Annotated in this window: 16 protein-coding genes and 1 pseudogene; 9 read left to right on the forward strand and 8 right to left on the reverse strand. The window is 65.0% G+C overall.

Going from position 1 to position 20580, the window contains the following annotated elements; all coding sequences use genetic code 11:
- The first annotated feature begins 45 nt into the window (after positions 1–45).
- Together fdhD and CSV86_RS24185 are read left to right on the forward strand one after the other, a co-directional pair.
- Positions 46–882, forward strand: a complete 837-nt coding sequence (gene fdhD / locus CSV86_RS24180) for a formate dehydrogenase accessory sulfurtransferase FdhD (protein ID WP_009396007.1) — start codon at positions 46–48, stop codon at positions 880–882.
- On the forward strand, positions 879–3215 hold the full coding sequence (locus CSV86_RS24185) for an FdhF/YdeP family oxidoreductase (RefSeq protein ID WP_009396006.1): 2337 nt from the start codon (positions 879–881) through the stop codon (positions 3213–3215). The genes fdhD and CSV86_RS24185 overlap by 4 nt, the downstream gene beginning before the upstream one ends.
- A 99-nt stretch (positions 3216–3314) precedes the next feature.
- Here the strand turns inward: CSV86_RS24185 and tauD are convergent, their stop codons facing one another.
- The 4 genes from tauD to tauA are packed head-to-tail and all read right to left on the reverse strand — an operon-like array spanning position 3315 to position 6786.
- On the reverse strand, positions 3315–4148 hold the full coding sequence (gene tauD / locus CSV86_RS24190; protein ID WP_009396005.1) for a taurine dioxygenase: 834 nt from the start codon (positions 4146–4148) through the stop codon (positions 3315–3317).
- A 24-nt stretch (positions 4149–4172) separates the two neighbouring features.
- Positions 4173–5003 carry a taurine ABC transporter permease TauC gene (gene tauC / locus CSV86_RS24195; RefSeq protein WP_009396004.1) on the reverse strand — a complete coding sequence of 277 codons (831 nt, stop codon included), beginning with the start codon at positions 5001–5003 and terminating at the stop codon, positions 4173–4175.
- Positions 5000–5794, reverse strand: coding sequence for a taurine ABC transporter ATP-binding subunit (tauB, locus tag CSV86_RS24200; protein ID WP_009396003.1), 795 nt, complete (start codon positions 5792–5794; stop codon positions 5000–5002). Before tauB ends, tauC begins: the two co-directional genes overlap by 4 nt.
- A 14-nt stretch (positions 5795–5808) precedes the next feature.
- Complete coding sequence (tauA, locus tag CSV86_RS24205; protein WP_009396002.1) at positions 5809–6786, reverse strand: taurine ABC transporter substrate-binding protein; 978 nt, start codon at positions 6784–6786, stop codon at positions 5809–5811.
- A 327-nt stretch (positions 6787–7113) separates the two neighbouring features.
- Here tauA and CSV86_RS24210 point away from each other — a divergent pair, with 327 nt between their 5' ends.
- From CSV86_RS24210 to CSV86_RS24240, 7 genes are all read left to right on the forward strand, one after another.
- Positions 7114–8355: an SfnB family sulfur acquisition oxidoreductase gene (locus CSV86_RS24210; RefSeq protein WP_009396001.1), complete on the forward strand. Its 1242-nt coding sequence runs from the start codon at positions 7114–7116 to the stop codon at positions 8353–8355.
- A 22-nt stretch (positions 8356–8377) separates the two neighbouring features.
- Entirely contained in the window at positions 8378–9583 is a 1206-nt protein-coding gene (locus CSV86_RS24215) for an SfnB family sulfur acquisition oxidoreductase (protein WP_009396000.1), read from the forward strand.
- Positions 9583–10983, forward strand: coding sequence for an LLM class flavin-dependent oxidoreductase (locus CSV86_RS24220; protein ID WP_009395999.1), 1401 nt, complete (start codon positions 9583–9585; stop codon positions 10981–10983). Before CSV86_RS24215 ends, CSV86_RS24220 begins: the two co-directional genes overlap by 1 nt.
- Positions 10976–11791, forward strand: a complete 816-nt coding sequence (locus CSV86_RS24225; RefSeq protein WP_009395997.1) for a MetQ/NlpA family ABC transporter substrate-binding protein — start codon at positions 10976–10978, stop codon at positions 11789–11791. The genes CSV86_RS24220 and CSV86_RS24225 overlap by 8 nt, the downstream gene beginning before the upstream one ends.
- A 1-nt stretch (position 11792) precedes the next feature.
- Positions 11793–12908: a methionine ABC transporter ATP-binding protein gene (locus tag CSV86_RS24230; RefSeq protein WP_009395995.1), complete on the forward strand. Its 1116-nt coding sequence runs from the start codon at positions 11793–11795 to the stop codon at positions 12906–12908.
- On the forward strand, positions 12898–13542 hold the full coding sequence (locus CSV86_RS24235; protein WP_009395994.1) for a methionine ABC transporter permease: 645 nt from the start codon (positions 12898–12900) through the stop codon (positions 13540–13542). Before CSV86_RS24230 ends, CSV86_RS24235 begins: the two co-directional genes overlap by 11 nt.
- A gap of 178 nt (positions 13543–13720) precedes the next feature.
- Positions 13721–14176: an REP-associated tyrosine transposase gene (locus tag CSV86_RS24240; RefSeq protein ID WP_009395993.1), complete on the forward strand. Its 456-nt coding sequence runs from the start codon at positions 13721–13723 to the stop codon at positions 14174–14176.
- A 100-nt stretch (positions 14177–14276) separates the two neighbouring features.
- On the opposite strand, the gene CSV86_RS24245 is transcribed toward CSV86_RS24240, so the two are convergent.
- The 4 genes and pseudogenes from CSV86_RS24245 to CSV86_RS32165 all read right to left on the reverse strand — a co-directional run.
- A complete protein-coding gene (locus tag CSV86_RS24245; protein WP_009395992.1) occupies positions 14277–17324 on the reverse strand; it encodes an efflux RND transporter permease subunit in 3048 nt (1015 codons plus the stop codon).
- Positions 17321–18388: an efflux RND transporter periplasmic adaptor subunit gene (locus CSV86_RS24250; protein ID WP_037059051.1), complete on the reverse strand. Its 1068-nt coding sequence runs from the start codon at positions 18386–18388 to the stop codon at positions 17321–17323. The genes CSV86_RS24245 and CSV86_RS24250 overlap by 4 nt, the downstream gene beginning before the upstream one ends.
- Complete coding sequence (locus CSV86_RS24255; RefSeq protein WP_009395990.1) at positions 18385–19476, reverse strand: efflux RND transporter periplasmic adaptor subunit; 1092 nt, start codon at positions 19474–19476, stop codon at positions 18385–18387. The genes CSV86_RS24250 and CSV86_RS24255 overlap by 4 nt, the downstream gene beginning before the upstream one ends.
- Positions 19477–20094: 618 nt before the next feature.
- Positions 20095–20301: pseudogene (locus tag CSV86_RS32165) on the reverse strand (RHS repeat-associated core domain-containing protein); the annotation flags it as partial.
- Positions 20302–20580: the final 279 nt, after the last annotated feature.

The following is a 20580-nucleotide window of genomic DNA, read 5'->3' on the forward strand; positions in this document are numbered from 1 at the left end:
AGGCCTAGGCTTAAAGCCTGATCAGCCTTGCCGGTATTCCAACAAATGAGCAGCAAACCCCCGGTTTGCGCGGCCTCCACCAGCCTGGAAGCCCCTGCCGCCAGCGTGCGTTACGAGTACAGCCAGCTCGAAGACCAATCTCCCGCCAGTGCCGACCTCGCCGAGGAAGTGGCCCTGGCCATCGCCTACAACGGCATCAGCCAGGCGGTGATGCTGGTCAGCCCCACCGATCTCGATGATTTCGTGGTCGGGTTCAGTATTGGCAGCGGCATCGTCGACAGCGCCGACGAGATCTACGACATCAAGCTCGCCGGCAGCGGTTCGGCGCTGCACGCCCAAGTGGAAATCGCCAGCCGCGCGTTCTGGAACCTCAAGACCCAACGCCGCCAGCTGGCCGGTACCAGCGGCTGCGGCCTGTGCGGCGTGGAAGCCGTGGAACAGGCCCTGCCCGACCTCAAGGTGCTGCCCGGCGCAGCGCTGCCGCCACCTGAATGGCTGGTCGGCCTGCGCCAGCGTATCGCTGCCTTCCAACCCCTTGGCCAACACTGCGGCGCGGTCCACGCGGCGGCATTCATGGACGCCAGCGGCGAACTGCTCCTTGGCCGCGAGGATATCGGCCGGCACAACGCCCTCGACAAACTGATCGGCGCCCTGGTCCGCCAGCGCATCGACACCCAGGGCGGCCTGGCCGTGGTCACCAGCCGCTGCAGCCTGGAACTGATCCAGAAAGTCCTGCGCGCCGGCATCCAGACCCTGGTCAGCCTGTCGTCGCCCACCGGCCTGGCCCTGCAATGGGCCCGGCGCCATAACCTGAACCTCATCCACCTGCCGCAGCACAGTGCACCAAGGGTCTACAGCCCTGCACGGGAGAACAGATCGTGAGCCTGCATCATCAAGCCGACCAGAAACCCGTTCCGCGCTACAAACCCTACAACGGCGCTGCCGGAGGCTGGGGCGCACTACGCAGCGTGGTACAGGCGTGGGTCGGTAGCGACAACGCCCTGAAGAACATCCGCGCCCTGCTCAAGACCAACCAGAACGGCGGTTTCGACTGCCCGGGCTGTGCCTGGGGCGACTCGCCGGAACACGGCATGGTCAAGTTCTGCGAGAACGGCGCCAAGGCGGTGAACTGGGAAGCGACCAAGCGCCGCGTCGACCCGACCTTCTTCGCCCGCCACAGCGTCACCTCGCTGCTCGCGCAGAGTGACTACTGGCTCGAATACCAGGGCCGCCTGACCGACCCGATGGTCTACGACCCGGTGGGCGACCGTTACCGGCCGATCGCCTGGGACGACGCCTTCGCCCTGATCGCCCGCCACCTGCACGCGCTGGAAAGCCCGGACCAGGCCGAGTTCTACACCTCGGGCCGGGCCAGCAACGAAGCGGCCTATCTCTACCAACTGTTCGTCCGCGCCTACGGCACCAACAACTTCCCGGACTGCTCGAACATGTGCCACGAGGCCAGCGGCGTGGCCCTCAGCCAGAGCGTCGGGGTCGGCAAGGGCACGGTCACCTTCGATGACTTCGAGCACGCCGATGCGATCTTCGTCTGGGGCCAGAACCCGGGCACCAATCACCCGCGCATGCTCGAACCATTGCGCGAGGCCGTGCAGCGCGGCGCCCAGGTGGTGTGCATCAACCCGCTCAAGGAGCGCGGCCTGGAGCGCTTCCAGCACCCGCAGCACCCGATCGAGATGCTCACCAACGGCGACAAGCCGACCAACACCGCCTTCTTCCGCCCGGCCCTGGGTGGCGACATGGCGATGATGCGCGGCATGGCCAAGTTCCTCCTGCAGTGGGAGCGCGAGGCGCTGGCCAAGGGTGAAGAGCCGATCTTCGACCACGCGTTCATCGCCGAGCACACCGCCACCGTCGACGACTACCTGGCGGTGGTCGATGCCACCTCTTGGGAACAGATCCAGACCCAATCCGGCCTGCACCTGGGCGAGATCGAACTGGCCGCGCGGATGTACGTGAAGGCCAGCAAAGTCATCATGTGCTGGGCCATGGGCATCACCCAGCACCGCCACTCGGTGCCGACCATCCAGGAAATCGCCAACCTCATGCTGCTGCGCGGCAACCTCGGCCAGCCGGGCGCCGGCCTGTGTCCGGTGCGCGGCCACAGCAACGTGCAGGGCGACCGTACCATGGGCATCAACGAACGCCCGCCGGTGGCGCTGCTGGATTCGCTGGAGCGTCGTTTCGGCTTCCCGGTGCCGCGGCACAACGGCCACAACACGGTCGAGGCGATCCACGCCATGCTCGCTGGCCGGGCCAAGGTGTTCATCGGGCTGGGCGGCAACTTCGCCCAGGCCACTCCCGACACCGAGCGCACCGCCCAGGCCCTGCGCAACTGCGACCTGACCGTGCATATCAGCACCAAGCTCAACCGCAGCCACCTGGTCCACGGCAAGGAAGCGTTGATCCTGCCCTGCCTTGGCCGTACCGATATCGACCAGCAAGGCGAAGGCCCGCAGGCCGTGACCGTGGAAGACTCGTTCAGCATGGTCCACGCCTCCAATGGCCAGCTCAAGCCGCTGTCGTCGCAGATGCGCTCGGAACCTGCGGTGATCGCCGGTATCGCGGCGGCGACCGTGGGCAACCATCCGGTGGACTGGAACTGGCTGATCGCCGACTACGACCGCATTCGCGACCTGATCGCCGAAACCATCCCCGGCTTCGACCGCTTCAACGAACGGCTCAAGCACCCGGGTGGTTTCTACCTCGGCAACAACGCCGGCCAGCGCATCTGGAAAACTGCCAGCGGCAAGGCCAACTTCAAGGCCAACCGCCTGCCGGACGACCTGATTCACGAAGGCGTGCGGGCCAGCGGCAAACTGCCGGACCTGATCATGCAATCGATGCGCTCGCACGATCAGTACAACACCACCATCTATGGGCTGGACGACCGTTATCGCGGGGTGCGCGGGCAGCGCAACGTGCTGTTCGCCAACGAGGCGGACATCCTTCGCCTGGGCTTCAACCCGGGTGACAAGGTAGACATCGTGTCGCTGTGGGGGGATGGCCTGGAGCGTCGGGTCACCGGCTTCACCTTGCTGGCGTTCGACATCCCGGCGGGGCAGGCGGCGGCCTACTATCCGGAGGTGAACCCGCTAGTGCCGCTGGAGAGCGTGGGGGATGGCAGCCATACCCCGACCTCGAAGTTCGTCGCGATCCAGCTGAAGCCGGCCACTGTCGAGGCGCGCATTATCTAGGTTGTTGCTGATGGCCCTATCGCTGGCAAGCCAGCTCCCACAGGGTCTTGTGGGAGCTGGCTTGCCAGCGATAGGGCCCTCAAATCCACCACAAAACTGTCAGAAGGGCACATCCCCGAGGATGGTCGCCCGATGCATCACCCGCCGCTGTGGCCGGTAATCATCCACCGCGTAATGCTGGGTCACGCGGTTGTCCCAGAACGCCACGTCACCCACCTGCCAGCGCCAGCGGATGGTGAATTCCGGGCGGGTGGCGTGGGCGAACAGCAGCTTCAGGATCGCCTCGCTTTCCTGCTCGCTCAGCTCATTGATCCGGGTGGTGAACCCGTCACTGACGAACAGCGACTTGCGCCCGCTCACCGGATGCGTGCGGATCACCGGATGGGAAATTGGCGGGTTGGCCTTGCGCGTGGCTTCCCAGCGCGCCAGGTCCTCCGGCGTGCTGCCGAAGCGCGCCAGGGGGAACGACTTGGTGAAATCATGGGTCGCCGTCAGCCCGTCCAGCAGGCGCTTCAACGGCTCGGACAGCGCCTCGTACGCCGCGATCCCGCTGGCCCACAAGGTATCCCCGCCAAACGCCGGCACCTGCTTTGCCGCCAGCACCGCGCCCAGCGCCGGGGTCGGCAGGAAGGTGACGTCGGTGTGCCAGATGGCGTTGTCGCGCACATCGGTGACCGCAGTATCGAGTACCAGCACCTGCGGGGTTTCCGGAATGTTCGGGTAGATCGGGTGAATATGCAGGTCGCCAAAGCGCGCCGCGAAATTGGCCTGCTGCTGCGGGGTGATCGATTGCTCGCGGAAGAACAGCACCTGGTGCGCGAGCAGGGCTTGCTCGATGGCATCGCGGGTGGTGGCGTCGATCTCGCGGCTGAGGTCCACGCCGCTGATGTGTGCGCCGAGCGCCGGGCTCAGCGGGGTAATGATCAGGCTCATGTCTGTCTCACTGATGAATTCGTTTCAATGGCTCTGGCCGTGCCACGGCACCAGCTTGCGTTGCAGGGCGCGCAGGCCCATTTCCAGGGCGAAGGCGATCAGGGCGATGACCAGGATGCCCAGCACCACCACATCGGTGACCAGGAACTGCGCCGCCGACTGGACCATGAAACCCAGGCCGCTGGTGGCCGCGATCAGCTCGGCGGCGACCAGGGTCGACCAGCCCACGCCCAGCCCGATGCGCACACCGGTAAGGATGTCGGGCAATGCGCTGGGCAGGATCACGTGGCGGATCAACTGCGCCTTGCTCGCCCCCAGCGACTGCGCGGCACGCAGTTTCGCCGGATCGACGGTGCGCACGCCGGTGGCGGTGGCAATGGCGATCGGGGCGAAGATCGCCAGGTAGATCAGCAGCACCTTGGACAGCTCGCCGATACCGCACCAGATCACGATCAGCGGCAGATAGGCCAGCGGCGGGATCGGCCGGTAGAACTCGATCAGCGGATCGAGCACGCCACGGGCGATACGGTTGCGGCCGATGGCAATGCCGATCGGGATAGCCGTGAGGATCGCCGCTCCCAGGGCCAGGCCGATACGGCTCAGGCTGGCGCCGAGGTGCTGCCACAGGGTCGATTCCATATAGCCCTGGGTCAGCAGCAACCAGGCCTTGCCCAGTACCGCTTGCGGCGAAGGCAGGAACAGCGGCTCGATCCACTCCGCCGCGGTCACCAGCCACCACAGCGCCAACAGGCCGCCGAGGGTCAGGCCGCTGATCCAGCGGGTGCTCAGGGTACGCCGCGCAGGGTGGGCGCCGGCTACCGGTTTGGCCGTTACCGGCAGGTCGAGGCTGCTCATGCGAACTCCTGCCGGCCAGCGGCGCTGCGTTGGGAAAAGACCCGCGCCAGCACATGCTCGCGGGTTTCGATAAAGCGCGGGTCGGACTTGATCGAACGCGCCGACTCGCCGGCCGCGTAGCGCTGGCCGAAGTCCAGGTGCAGGCGCTCCACCACCCGGCCCGGGTTGGGCGCCAGGAGGATCAGGTCGGTGGCGAGGAACACCGCTTCCTCGATGTCATGGGTAATCAGGAATACCGGCTTGGCGGTACGCTGCCAGACCTGCAGCAGCAGTTCCTGCATCTGCTCGCGGGTGAAGGCGTCGAGGGCGCCGAAGGGTTCGTCCATCAGCAGCACCCGAGGGTCGGCCGCCAGCGCCCGGGCCAGGCCGACGCGCTGTTTCTGCCCGCCGGAAAGCTGCCAGATACGCCGTTCGGCGAAGCCGGCGAGGTCCACCAAGGCCAGCATTTCCCGCGCCTTCTGCTCGCGCTGCGGGCGCGGCACGCCGGCCAGTTCGAGGCCGAAGGCGACGTTGGCCAGCACGTCCTGCCAGGGCAGCAGGGCATCGTCCTGGAACACCACGCCGCGCTCGGCGCTGGGGCCCTGCACCGGCACCCCGTCGAGGGTGATGCGTCCGGCGCTCGGGCTGACGAAGCCGGCGATCAGGTTGAGCAGCGAGGTCTTGCCGCTGCCGGAAGGGCCGAGGGCCACCAGCAATTGCTGCGGGCCCAGGCTCAGGGAGATGTCGGCGAGCACCGGTTCGGCGGCGCCGGGATACTGTGCGCTGATGCGCTCCAGCTGTAACAGGGCCATGACGACTCCGGGAATCAGTTAGTGATGAACGAGGAACTCACGTACGGCGAGTAATCCGGCAGCACCGCCTCGACCTTGCCCTGCTCCTTGAGGAACTTCGCGGTCTCGGTGATCGCCTGGGTGGTCGGTGCGCCGAGGGCGGCGATCTGGTCGGCGGCCAGCGGGAACACGTTGCCTTGCAGCAGGCCGGGGATATCGCTGGTCTTGGCGCCGGACAGCTTGGCCAGCTTGTCGACGTTGGCCTTGTCGTCCAGCCAGGCTTGCGGGTCCTTGCGATAGTCGGCGTAGGCGTCGAGGGTCACCTTGGCGAAGGCCTTGACCACGTCCGGGTGCTTGGCGGCGAAGTCCTTGCGCACGATCCAGGCATCGAAGGTCGGCGCGCCTTTCTTGGCCAGCTCGCCGGAGGTGATCAGCACCTTGCCGTTTTCCTTGGCTACACCGAGCGCCGGGTCCCAAACGTAGGTGGCATCGATATCACCGCGCTTCCAGGCGGCAATGATCGCCGGCGGGGCGAGGTTGAGGATCTGTACCTTGGACGGATCGATATTCCACTGCTTCAGTGCAGCCAGCAGGCTGTAGTGGCCGGTGGAGACGAAGGGCACGGCGACTTTCTTGCCGATCAGGTCCTGCGGCGAATTGATTCCCGAACCTTCACGAGCGACCAGGGCTTCGGCAGCGCCGATCTGGGTAGCGATCAGGAAGGTTTCCACCGGCAGCTTGCGGGTCGCGGCGGCGGCCAAGGGGCTGGAGCCGAGGTAGCCGATCTGCACATCGCCGGAGGCAACGGCAGTGATCACATCGGCGCCGTTATCGAATTTGCGCCAGTCGATGCTGGCCTTGCTGGCCTGCTCGTAACGGCCATCGACCTGGGCCACCTTGGCCGGATCGACGGTGGTCTGGTAGGCCACGGTCAGGTCGGCGGCCTGGGCGAAAACGGCAGCACCGGCCAGGGCCAGGGCGGAAAACAGGCGCAGCGGGGCGAAGAAGGTCATGTTGCACTCCTGGCGGGACGGTGGTGGGGTGAATGGAATGAAGATTAATTGATCTAAGAAAGCAGAAATAAATAACTTTTTAGAATTAGCTTAGGAGACAAAGATTGATGGGGCTCTTGAGGGCCCTATCGCTGGCAAGCCAGCTCCCACAGGGACCGCGTGCACCGAAAAACCACCTGTTGAATCTGTGTTGCTCCAGCAACAACCCGCTGTCTATTCATATTCCCAATAGTTAGTTCAAATATTTTTTATACACGATTACGGTATATGCACCGGACCACCGGACCCCAACGCTTTTCTGTCGAGTTCCCAGAAGATGGTCAGGTCATGTCCAATCTCGCCACTACCACCGTCCATAGCGATCTGGACACCGCGCCGCTGCTGTTGCCCGCCAAGGTCCTGCGCAGCGACGCCGAGGCCATCCAGGCCGCCCACGAACTGGCCGCCATCGCCCGCCCCCAGGCCGGCAAGCGCGACCAGCAACGCAAGCTGCCCTGGGCCGAGGTCGAGCAGTTCACCCGCAGCGGCCTGGGCAGCATCAGCATTCCCCGTGAATACGGCGGACCAGGGCTGTCGTTCGCCGCCCTGGCCGAAGTGTTCCGCATCGTCAGCGCCGCCGATCCGGCGCTGGGGCAGATCCCGCAGAACCAGGTCGGTATCCTGCAACTGATCCGCGGTGCCGCCACCGAACAGCAGAAAGAAGTGCTGTTCCAGTCCGTGCTGGACGGCTGGCGCATCGGCAACGCCGGCCCCGAGCGCGGCACGAAAAACACCCTGGAACTCAAGGCACGCATCACCCGTCAGGGCGACGGCTATGTGATCAGCGGCCAGAAGTTCTACTCCACCGGCGCCCTGTTCGCCCATTGGGTGGCGGTCAAGGCGCTGAACGACGAAGGGCGCCAGGTCATGGCCTTCGTCCGTCGCGGCAGCCCGGGGCTGCGCATCGTCGATGACTGGTCCGGCTTCGGCCAGCGCACCACCGCCAGCGGCACCGTGCTGCTGAACGAAGTGCCGGTAGAGGCCGATCTGGTGATCGAGAACTGGCGCATCGGCGCTACCCCGAATATCCAGGGCGCCGTGTCCCAGCTGATCCAGGCCGCCATCGACGCGGGGATCGCCGAAGCGGCCATCGAGGACACCATCGCCTTCGTCCGGGAGCGCGCCCGCCCCTGGATCGATGCCGGTGTCGAGCGGGCCAGCGACGACCCCTACGTGATCGCCGATGTCGGTCGCCTCAAGCTCGAACTGCATGCCGCCAATGCCCTGCTGGCCAAGGCCGCCAAGGTACTGGACGAGGTGGATGCCGCCCCGGTGACCGTCGAATCCGCCGCCCGTGCCTCCATCGCCGTGGCCGAGGCCAAGGTGCTGACCACCGAGATTTCCCTGCTTGCCAGCGAGAAGCTGCTGGAGCTGTCCGGCAGCCGCGCAACCCTGGCCGAATTCAACCTCGACCGCCACTGGCGCAACGCCCGGGTGCACACCCTGCACGACCCGGTGCGCTGGAAGTACCACGCCGTCGGCGCCTACCACCTCAACGGCACCCTGCCTGCCCGGCACTCCTGGATTTGACCAGACCACTGGAGCCCCTTCGATGAGCCATGTTTCCCTTCCGCACCACGATGTGCCGGTGATCGCCGACGACGCCCAGGCACTCGCCATTGCCGAGCAGATCGCCGGTGCCTTGCAACAGGACAGCATCCTGCGCGACCGTGAACGCCGCCTGCCCCATGCCGAACTGGAGCTGTTCTCGCGCTCCGGGCTGTGGGGCATCAGCGTGCCCAAGGCCTACGGCGGCGCGGGCGTGTCCAACGTCACCCTGGCCAAAGTCATCGCCCGCATCGCCCAGGCCGACAGCTCCCTGGGGCAGATTCCGCAAAACCATTTCTACGCCCTCGAAGTGCTGCGGGTGAACGGCAGCGAAGCGCAGAAGCAGCGGCTCTACGCCGAGGTGCTGGCCGGTGTGCGCTTCGGCAACGCCCTCGCCGAACTGGGCACGAAAACCGCCCATGACCGCACCACCCGCCTGACCCGCGACGGCGAGCAGTTGCGTATCAACGGTCGCAAGTTCTATGCAACCGGCGCCATCTACGCCCAGCGCATCCCTACCTCGGTAGGCGATGAAAGCGGCGTGCAGCAGCTGGCCTTCGTGCCCGCCGACAGTGCCGGCCTCAAGGTGATCGACGACTGGAGCGGCTTCGGCCAGCGCACCACCGGCAGCGGCTCGGTGGTGTTCGACAACGTGCCGGTCGATGCCGACGACGTGGTGCCCTTCCAGAGCGCCTTCGAGCGGCCGACACCGGTCGGCCCGCTGGCACAGATCCTCCACGCCGCCATTGACACCGGCATCGCCCGCGCCGCCTACGAAGACGCCCTGCACTTCGTGCGCACCCGTACGCGCCCGTGGATCGACTCGGGCAACGACAAGGCCAGCGAAGACCCGCTGACCCTGAAATCCTTCGGCCACCTGGCAATCCGCCTGCACGCCGCCGAAGCCCTGCTGGAACGTGCCGGCGAATTCCTCGACCGCGCCCAGGCCGAACCGAATGCCGAGAGCGTGGCCGCCGCGTCCATCGCCGTGGCCGAGGCCCGCGCCATCAGTACCGAGATCTCCCTGGCCGCCGGCAGCACCCTGTTCGAACTGGCGGGCAGCCAGGCCACCCTCGCCGAGCACGGCCTCGACCGCCACTGGCGCAACGCCCGCACCCATACCCTGCACGACCCGGTGCGCTGGAAATACCACGCCATCGGCAACTACTACCTGAACGAGCAGAATCCACCGCTGCGGGGGACCATCTGATGGCGAAGAAGAAGATCCTGCTCAACGCCTTCAACATGAACTGCGTCGGGCATATCAATCACGGCCTGTGGACCCACCCGCGGGACACCTCGAGCCAGTACAAGACGATCGAATACTGGACCGAGCTGGCGAAGCTGCTGGAGCGCGGGCTGTTCGACGGCCTGTTCCTGGCCGATATCGTCGGCGTCTACGACGTCTACCAGCAGTCGGTGGAGGTGCCGCTGAAGGAGTCGATCCAGTTGCCGGTCAACGACCCGCTGCTGCTGGTCTCGGCCATGGCGGCAGTAACCCGCAACCTTGGTTTCGGCCTGACCGCCAACCTCACCTACGAGCCGCCCTACCTGTTCGCCCGGCGTCTTTCCACCCTCGACCACCTGAGCCGTGGCCGGATCGGCTGGAATATCGTCACCGGCTACCTCGACAGCGCGGCCAAGGCCATGGGCCTGGACGAGCAGCCCGAGCATGACCGGCGCTACGACCAGGCCGACGAGTACCTGGAAGTGCTCTACAAGCTGTGGGAAGGCAGCTGGGAAGACGGCGCGGTCGTCGAGGACCGGCAGCAGCGGGTCTACGCCCGGCCCGACAAGGTGCACAAGGTCCGCCATCAGGGCGAGTTCTACAAGGTCGAGGGCTACCACCTGTGCGAGCCCTCGCCGCAGCGCACGCCGGTGCTGTTCCAGGCCGGCGCTTCCGAGCGCGGCCTGGGCTTCGCCGGGCAGCACGCCGAATGCGTGTTCATCAGTGGCCAGACCAAGGCCGCGACCCGCGCCCAGGTCGACAAGGTGCGTGCCGCCGCCGTTGCCGCTGGGCGAGATCCGCAGGCGATCAAGGTGTTCATGGGCATCACGGTGATCGTCGCCGACAGCGAAGAACAGGCCCGGGCCAAGCATGCCGAATACCTGCGCCATGCCAGCGCCGAAGCCGGCGTTGCGCATTTCTCCAGCTCCACCGGCATCGATTTCTCCGCGTACGAACTGGACGAGCCGATCCAGTACGTCAAAAGCAACGCCATCCAGTCGGCAACGAAGAACCTGCAAAGCAACGACTGGACCCGCCGGCGCCTGCTCGACCAGCACGCCCTGGGCGGACGCTACATCACCCTGGTCGGCTCGCCCGGCCAGGTTGCCGACGAGCTGGAAAGCTGGGTCGCCGAAACCGGCCTGGACGGCTTCAACCTCGCCCGCACCGTGACCCCGGAAAGCTACGAGGACTTCATCGACCTGGTCATTCCCGAGCTGCAAAAACGTGGCTCGTACAAGACCGCCTACGACAACGGCAGCCTGCGGGAAAAACTCTTCCCTGCCGGCACGGCGCACCTGCCCGCCGAACACCCCGGCGCCCGCTATCGCCATTCGCACACCACCACCGCCCAGCAGAACGGAGCGCTCCAGCATGCTTAAGACCCTTATCGGCCGCCCCGTCGCGGCACTATCCCTATCAATCGGCCTGTCCCTCGGCCTGATCGGCGCCAGCCACGCCGCCGATGCCCTGAAAGTCGGCACCACCGCAGCCTTTGCCGTACCACTGGAAGCCGCGGTCAGCGAAGCCAAAAAGCAGGGGCTGGACGTGGAGCTGATCGAATTCAGCGACTGGATCGCACCGAACGTCAGCCTCAATGCCGGCGATATCGACGTTAACTACTTCCAGCACATCCCCTTCCTGGAAAACGCCAAGGCCGCCGCCGGCTTCGACCTGGTGCCCTATGCACCGGGGATCATCAACAACGTCGGCCTGTACTCGAAGAAGTACAAGAGCTTCGACGAGCTGCCGCAAGGCGCCACCGTGGCCATCGCCAACGACCCGATAAACAGCGGGCGCGGCCTGCAACTACTGGCCAAGGCCGGGTTGATCACCCTCAAGGACGGCGTCGGCTACAAGGCCACCGAAGAGGACATCATCGCCAACCCGAAGAAGATCAAGATCCTTCAGGTCGAAGCCGTGCAACTGGTGCGCGCCTACGATGATGCCGACCTGGTGCAGGGTTACCCGCACTACATCCGCCTGGCCAAGACCTTCGATGCCGAATCCGCGCTGCTGTTCGACGGCATCGACCATAAGGAATACGTGATCCAGTTCGTGATCAAGCCCAAGAGCAAGGACGACCCGCGCCTGGCGAAGTTCATCGACATCTACCAGCACTCGCCGGTAGTCCGCGCGGCACTCGACAAGGCCCACGGCAAGCTCTACCAGCCGGGCTGGGAGAGCTGAGATGGGTATCGCCAACGCCCGCGTGGCGCTGGATGCGTCGCCGCTCGAAGCGGTGCGCCGGGTGCTGCACCCGGAGCTGAACAGCGCCCATGTACGCTTCATCGGCCTGCACAAGACCTACCCGGGGCAGGATGCCCCGGCCCTGGCCGATATCGACCTGACCATCCAGCACGGCGAGATCTTCGGCATCATCGGCCGCAGCGGTGCCGGCAAATCGTCGCTGATCCGCACCATCAACCGCCTGGAGCAGCCCAGCGGCGGGCGGGTATTGATCGACCAGGTGGATATCGCCGGGTACGACGAGGACCAACTGGTCACCCTGCGCCGGCGCATCGGCATGATCTTCCAGCACTTCAACCTGATGTCGGCCAAGACCGTCTGGCAGAACGTCGAACTGCCGCTCAAGGTCGCCGGCGTGCCCAAGGCCGAGCGCCGGCGCAAGGTGGAAGCGCTGCTGGAGCTGGTCGGCTTGCAGGAAAAGCATCATGTCTACCCGGCGCAGTTGTCCGGCGGACAGAAGCAGCGTGTGGGGATTGCCCGGGCGCTGGTGCATGACCCGGCGATCCTGCTGTGCGACGAAGCGACCTCGGCGCTGGATCCGGAAACCACCGAATCGATTCTCGGGCTTCTGCGGGATATCAATCGGCGGCTGGGCCTGACCATCGTCCTGATTACCCATGAGATGGCGGTGATTCGCGACATCTGCCACCGCGTGGTGGTGCTGGAGCGCGGGCGGGTGGTCGAGCAGGGCGAAGTCTGGGAAGTCTTCGGCGACCCTCGGCACGACGTCAGTCGTACCCTGCTCGCGCCATTGCAGCCAGCCCTGCCGCCGTCGCTGCTGGAGCGCTTGCTGCCCACGGCCCCGGATGCAAACGCGGCACTGGTGCTGCGCTTGCGCATCAGCGGCCAGGACCGCGAGGCCCCGGACCTGGCCGCGTTGTTCGCAGCATTGGGTGGCAAGGTCAGCCTGTTGCAGGGCGGGATCGAGCCGATCCAGGACCGGGCGCTGGGGCAGTTGGTGGTGTCGGTTTCCGGCTCGCCGCACGCGCACGAGGCGATTATCGAACGCGCCCGTCACTGGGCCGCGCAGGTGGAGGTGCTGGGCTATGTGGTTTGATCGCTTGTTGCAGGGAGTGATCGACACCCTGCTGATGGTCGGCGTGTCGTCGCTGATCGCCTTGCTGGTCGGGATTCCGCTGGCGGTGGTCCTGGTCACCAGCGGCAAGGGCGGGATCTTCGAAGCACCCACTGTGAACCGCGTGCTGGGCGCGTTCGTCAACCTGTTCCGCTCGATTCCGTTCCTGATCCTGATGGTGGCGCTGATCCCCTTTACCCGGCTGATCGTCGGCACCACCTATGGGGTCTGGGCTGCAGTAGTGCCGCTGACCATCGCGGCAACGCCGTTCTTCGCGCGGATTGCCGAGGTGAGCCTGCGCGAGGTCGATCATGGCCTGATCGAAGCGGCGCAAGCGATGGGTTGCCGGCGCTGGCATATCGTCTGGCACGTGCTGTTGCCCGAAGCGCTGCCGGGGATCGTCGGCGGCTTCACCATCACCCTGGTGACCATGATCAACTCCTCGGCCATGGCCGGAGCCATCGGTGCCGGCGGGTTGGGAGACATTGCCTACCGCTACGGCTACCAGCGCTTCGACAGCCAGATCATGTTGACGGTGATCGTCATGCTGGTGGTACTGGTGGCGTTGATCCAGGTGAGTGGGGATCGGTTGGCCAGGCGGTTGAACAAGCGCTGATTTCTCGGGCCTCATCGCTGGCAAGCCAGCTCCCACAGGGATCTCGCGTGCACCGCTAAACCTGTGGGAGCTGGCTTGCCAGCGATAGGGCCGGTCCAGACACAACAGGAATCAATGACCCTCCTCCCCGGACCAGTCTCAGGGCTACCTTGAAATTTCCACATTCAAGGAGCGAGACATGGACCGTCCCTCATCCAACCGCCTACGCCGTGGCCGGGTTTCAGAGCCTGGCAGGCTGTATGTATTGACTACCGCGACTGAACTCCGAGCACCGATATTCAACGACTTCGGCCTGGCCAGATTGGTGATCCATCAACTTAGGCAAACAGAGCAGGAAGGCTCGGTCACTTCTCTCGCATGGGTAGTGATGCCAGATCACCTTCACTGGTTGATCGAATTGAAGAGTGTGACCTTGAAGACCTTGATGCGGCGCTTCAAATCCCGAAGCACCTGCGCTGTGAACAAGGCCTGTGGCCGACAGGGCAAGCTATGGCAGCAGGGGTTTCATGACCGGGCTTTGAGGCGGGAAGACGATATCGTGGCGGTTGCCCGGTACATCGTTGCTAACCCCATTCGAGCTGGATTGGTCAGAAAGGCTGCTGATTATTCCCATTGGGATGCGGTGTGGCTGTAAGCCTCATCGCTGGCAAGCCAGCTCCCACAGGTCCGCGTGCTCCGCTGGACCTGTGGGAGCTGGCTTGCCAGCGATGAGGCCCTGAAGGGCAATACAAGAGTCAGGCCTTCTCCGGCTCCTTGATCCTGTACCACGCCACATACAACGCCGGCAGGAACAACAGCGTCAGCAATGTCGCCACGATGATCCCGCCGATCATGGCGTAGGCCATCGGCCCCCAGAACACTTCGCGGGCGATGGGGATCATGCCCAGGCTCGCCGCCGCCGCCGTGAGCAGGATCGGCCGGCGCCGGTGGTTGGTGGCTTCCACCACCGCATCCCATGGCGTGTACCCCTGCGCTTCGTATTCGTCGATCTGCGTCACCAGGATCACCGAGTTGCGGATGATGATGCCGATCAGCGCGAGAATCCCGAGTATCGCCACGAAGCCCATGGGCGTGCCCGTCGGCACCAGCGCCAGGACCACGCCGATCAACCCCAGCGGCGCGACGCTGGCAACCAGGAACAGCTTCTGCACGCTGTGCAACTGGATCATCAGGAAGGTCGCCATAAGGAACAGCATCAGCGGGATCACCTTGCTGATCGGCCCCTGGGCCTTGGCGCTCTCCTCCACCGTACCACCGGTGGCGACTTCGTAGCCTGCCGGCAGCTTGCTGGCGAACTCGTCGATCTTCGGCTTGAGCTGCGCCACCAGGTCGGTGGGCTGGATTTCGTCCCGTACCGAGGCCTTGATGGTGATGGTCGGCTTGCGGTCCCGACGCCAGACCAGCGGCTGCTCCAGCTCGTAACGCACCGTGGCGAATGCCAGCAGCGGGATCGAAGTGCCGTTCGGCGTGACGATCTGCAGGTTCTGCAAGGTCTGCGGCGAACCCCGCTCGCTGTCCTCGGCCCGCGCGACCACATCGATCAGGTAGATGCTGTCATTCACCTCGGTAACCGGCGCGCCGCTGACGATGGCCTGCATCACGTTGGCCACGTCTTCCGACGACAGGCCGAGCTGGCGCGCCTTGTCCTGGGCGATGTCCACCCGCAGCACCTTACCCGGTTCGTTCCAGTCGTAGATCATGTCGCCGATATGCGGGTTGCTGTCGAGCAGGGTCGCCAGGTCGATCGCGTGCTTGCGCACCAGGTCGATGTCCTTGCCGCTGACCCGGTACTGGATCGGCCGCCCCACCGGCGGGCCCATTTCCAGCGACTGGACGTTGCTGCCGATACCGATGAAGTCATCGCGCAAACGCTTCTGCAGCCGCGCCTTGAGCGCCTCGCGCGATTCCAGGCCCTTGCTCACCACCACCAGTTGCGCGTAGTACGGGTTCTGCAACTGCTGGTCGAGCGGCAGGTAGAAACGCACCGCACCCTGGCCGATATAGGAACTCCAGTGGACCACGTCCGGGTCGTCCTTGAGGGTGGCTTCGAGGCGATCCACCGCCTTGCGTGTCTCGGCGATCGAGGCGTTCTGCGGCAGGTTGAGGTCCACCAGCAGTTCCGGACGGTCCGAGGCCGGGAAGAACTGGTTCTGCACGAAACGGAAGCAGAAGATCGACAGGGCGAAGATCAGCACCGTGCCGACGATGGTCAGCCAGCGATGGCGCATGCACCAGACCAGGCCGCCATGGAAGGCATTGGCCAGGCGCCCGGGCTTTTCCTCGTGCTTCTTGAGCTTGGTGCTCAACAGGTGCACGCCCAGTACCGGGGCGAACAGCACCGCGACGATCCACGAGACGATCAGCGCCACGGCGATCACGGCGAACAGGGTAAAGGTGTACTCCCCCGCCGAGCTGGCATTGAGGCCGATGGGCACGAAGCCGGCCACGGTGACCAGGGTCCCGGTGAGCATGGGGAAAGCGGTGGAGGTGTAGGCGAAGGTCGCCGCCTGGTCCTTGCTTTCGCCCATTTCCAGGCGGGTGACCATCACCTCCACGGTGATCATAGCATCGTCCACCAGCAGGCCGAGGGCGATGATCAGGGCGCCGAGGGAGATCCGCTGCATGGTGATGCCGCTGTATTCCATGAAGACGAAGACCATCGCCAGTACCAGCGGGATCGAGCAGGCCACCACCAGCCCGGCGCGCAGGCCGAGGCTGACGAAGCTCACCAGCAGCACGATCACCACCGCCTCGAACAGCGCACTGGTGAAGCCGCCGACCGCCTCCTTCACCACCACCGCCTGGTCGGACACGGTGTAAACGCCAACGCCCACCGGCAGCTCGGTGATGAGCTGGTCCATGCGATCCTGCAATTGCTTGCCGAACACCTGCATGTTGCCGCCGGCCTTCATGCCGATGGCCAGGCCGATGGCGTCATGCCCGTTGTAGCGGAACTGCACGGTCGGCGGATCGACGTAGCCACGGCGGATTTCGGCGATATCGGCCAGGCGATAGAAGCGATCGTCGAGGCGCAGGTTGACCTCGGCCAGATCCTTTTCCGAGGCGAACTGGCCGCTGGTGCGCACGGAAATCCGCTCCGGCCCGGCTTCGATCACCCCCGCCGGGGTCACCGCATTCTGTGCCTGCAGGGCCTGGACCACTTGCCGCTGGTCGATGCCCAGCGCCGCCAGCTTGCGGGTGGAGAAGTTGAGGTAGAGCACTTCGTCCTGGGTGCCGATCATCTCGATCTTGCCCAGGTTGGGCACGGTGCGGATCTCGGCACGGACCTGTTCCACATAATCGCGCAGCTCGCGCATGCTCAGGCCGTCGGCGGTGAAGGCGTAGATCGAACCGTAGACGTCGCCGAACTCGTCGTTGAACCCCGGGCCCTGGATGCCCTGGGGGAACTCGCCGCGGATGTCCTGGACCTTCTTGCGCACCTGATACCAGATCTGCGGAATGTCCTCGGCCTTGGTGGTGTCGCGCAGGTACACGTAGACCGTCGATTCGCCCGGCCGGGTGTAGCTTTTCACGTAGTCGAGGGAGTCCAGTTCCTCGAGCTTCTTTTCGATGCGGTCGGTGACCTGCAACAGGGTTTCGTCCTGGGTCGCGCCGGGCCAGCGCGTCTGGATGACCATGGTCTTGATGGTGAAGGACGGGTCTTCCTCACGCCCCAGGTTCAGATAGGAAAACACCCCCATCAACAGGGCAACGAACATCAGGTACCAGACGAACGATTGATGGCGCAGGGCCCATTCGGAGAGGTTGAAGCTTCCTTTCATCGCGTCCCTTCCTCATCGACCATGACCTTCTGCCCCGGCTTGAGGCTGTTCACCCCGGCAGTAACGACCCGCTCGCCGGGCTGCACCCCCGACGCCAGCAATACCGAATCCTGTCCTCGTTGCAGCACCTGAACCTCCCGCGGATTCACCACTTTCTGCCGGGTATCGACGATCCACACCTGGCTCTTGCCTTCGACTTCCTGCAGGGCGCTGGCTGGGATCTGGCTGCGCGGATTCACTGCCGAACTCAGGCTGACGCTGATCGAAGTGCCGAGGCGGAAGGCCTCCGGGGTTTCCCGCAGGGTCAGGCGTGCACGCCGGGTGCGGGTGCTCGCATCGGCCTGGGGTTCGATCTCGCGCACCACCGCACTGGTGCGGATGCTGTTGTCGAGCTGCGCCATCACGGTGAATTCGACGCCCTGGGCCAGGTCGTCGGCGAGGTAGGTGGGCAGGTCGATCACCGCCTCCTTGACGTCCGGGCGGGCCAGGGTGACCACCGCCTGCCCCGCCGCCACGGTCTGCCCGGCCTCGGCCTGCCAGTCGGTAACCACGGCAGCGTGATCGCTGCGCAACTCCGCGTAGCCGAGCTGGTCCCTGGCCTGTTGCACCGCCGCCCGGGCCTGCTCGCGGCTGGCAGCGGTGGTCTTCAGGTCGGTCTGGGCGATGTCCAGTTGCGCCTGGGCGCCGACACCGCGGTCGTACAGTTGCTGCTGGCGACGGGCATTGGCCTGGGCGTTGATCCACTGCGCCTCGATCTTCGCCAGATCGCCTTCGGCGGCGCGCAACTGGTTGCGCTGGTCGGTGGGGTCAAGGCTCGCCAACACGTCGCCCGCCTTCACCGTGGCGCCGACATCAACCCAGCGCCGCGCGATGCGCCCGCCCACGCGAAAGCCCAGGGTACTTTCATAGCGGGCCTGGATAGTGCCCGCAAAACGCCCGAGGTCGAGTGCGTCCTGGGTCTTCACCTCGGCCGACAGCACCGGGCGGATCGGCTCGGGCTTTTCCTTCTCACCGCCGCAGGCCACTAGCAACAGGCAGCCCGCCAGCATCACGGATGTTCTCATTGACCCAACCCCGCCTTGGCCTCATCGACGACTTCCACCTGCATGCCGGGGTGCAGCAACTGGGCGCCGAGCACCACCACCTGCTGGCCGGCCTCCAGGCCCTCGCTGATCACTACTTCGCCGGTCAGGTAACGCCCGACCTTGACCTTCTGCAGGCGCACCTTGCTGTCCTCCTCCACCAGCCATACCGCCGGCTCGCGCAGCTCCTTGGTCAGCGCCGACCAGGGCAGTTCGATGCCCGGCTTGCCCTGGGCGTTGCCGGTGGCACTGACCGCCGAGCCCAGGTCCATGCCCGGCGGTACCTTGTCCAGGGCGATCTTGATCTGCACCGTGCCGCTCTGGGCGGACACGGTCGGGGTGATCTCGCGCACATGCCCGGTGGCCTGCACCTTGGGGTCGTCGATCAGGCTGACGGTGATCGCCTGCTCGCTCTCCGGCGCCAGCAGCAACGATTCATAGACATTGAACACCGCGTCACGCCCGCCATCCCGGGCCAGGCTGAAGATCGGCACCGTGGCCTGGACCACCTGGCCGACCTCGGCCTGGCGCTCGGTGATGACCCCGGCGGCATCGGCCACCAGCGCGGTGTAGCTCAGTTGTTCCTTGGCGTTGGCCAGTTGCGCCTCGGCGGCTTTCAGGGCGCTCTGGCTGCTGCGCAACGCGGCCTGGGCCGAGTCGTATTCGCTCTGGCTGGTGTAGCCCTTGGGCAGGAGTTTCTGCTGGCGCACGAAGGCCGCCGAGCTTTGCGTCACCCGCGCACGCGCGGCCAGCACCTCGGCATTGGCCGAATCGACATTGGTTTGCAGGTCTTTCGGATCGAGACGCGCCAGCACCTGGTTGGCCTTGACGTGATCACCCACATCGACGCTGCGGGAAATGATCTTGCCGCCCACCCGGAATGACAGGTCGCTATGTACCTGGGCCTGGACATCACCGGTGAGGGTGACCCGCGGGGAAAAATCGCCGGTTTCGACCTTCTGCACCGTCACCCGCGGATGCTGCGGCTCTTCGGCCGGCTTGTCGCGGCAACCCGTCAACCCCAGCGCCAGCCCCAGGAAAATCAACGAACAAGAACGCGACAACTTCATGCGGGCTCCTTTGCATGGGCCGGTTCGGAGGGGAATGTGATTAATGCGATTGTTAGCGTAGATCAGGCTTTGATTACTGCCCACGCAACAATGAGAACTCTCTTACAGAGCCTTGAGGTAAATCAGTCAACCGCGGGGGTGATTGGTTCAATTGGCTATTGGCGTCGAGGTCCGGCACCCATGGAGTCAGCGCGAGGTATCGCGAATCCCCAGCACGCGGTTGACTTTACGTACCGCGAAATTACGCAGCCGTTCTCCCCTGCCCGGTCCCTTGGGCGGATGTAGCACCAGGCCCGCCTGGTAGAACCTGGTGCCGTCCAAACCGGTCAGGAATGGTGTCTTATCGGTCGGATACAACATCGTAACGGGAGGCTCGTCAGGCAGTTTCGGCTCTTCGACGGATTTGTCGTATCCGGGATCAGGCGCTTTGCTTTTCCGAGCCGCCTTGCTCGGCTGGGCAAGCGCCGCAAGTTCGTCAAGCGAGGAAAGACTGTCGGAGCGGCTCACTCTTTTCCCGTTCACGTAATGCTCATGGTAAGGCGGAGTAAACACCCCGCCTTTCGGCATCGGGGCCAACTTACGGATGGGATACCCGCTGCGCTTTGACGCATAAAGCAAAAGCGCCGACAGAGGAACATGCCCGTCGGGATCGATCACGTTGACAGGATCACCCAAGCCATACCCATAGGCATTCAAGCCACCGCGTTCGAAAGGGCTCTTGCTGTCCGGCGCGTTGAAGCGCAGGAGCACCGGGTTGTATGCACGGTAGCCGAGACCCAGCAAGTACTGGCCGATGCGGGGCTCGAGGCGCTCGCCATTGAACCCGAGGCTTGCGGCGGGCGGTACCGAGCCCGACAGTGAAGCTATCAATCTGTCCATCAGCTTGATCTCATAACCATCCGTCTGGATTCATTTCCGAATCATTCGTGCGGATCACGTTGCGGACACTACCTACATGATCGACGTTCCTTTTGTTGGGTTTGGCAGGGTTTTGCCCTAGGCGAGCCGTCTTGCTCCGTTTTGATTCCGGAGGGACCAAACGGCCATTGATCCACGCCAGCGTCCGTGCGTCTTGTGCAGACTCTGCCTGTGGGTTCGGGTGAA

It is taken from the genome of Pseudomonas bharatica CSV86, assembly GCF_000319305.2.
GTDB classification, from domain to species: domain Bacteria; phylum Pseudomonadota; class Gammaproteobacteria; order Pseudomonadales; family Pseudomonadaceae; genus Aquipseudomonas; species Aquipseudomonas bharatica.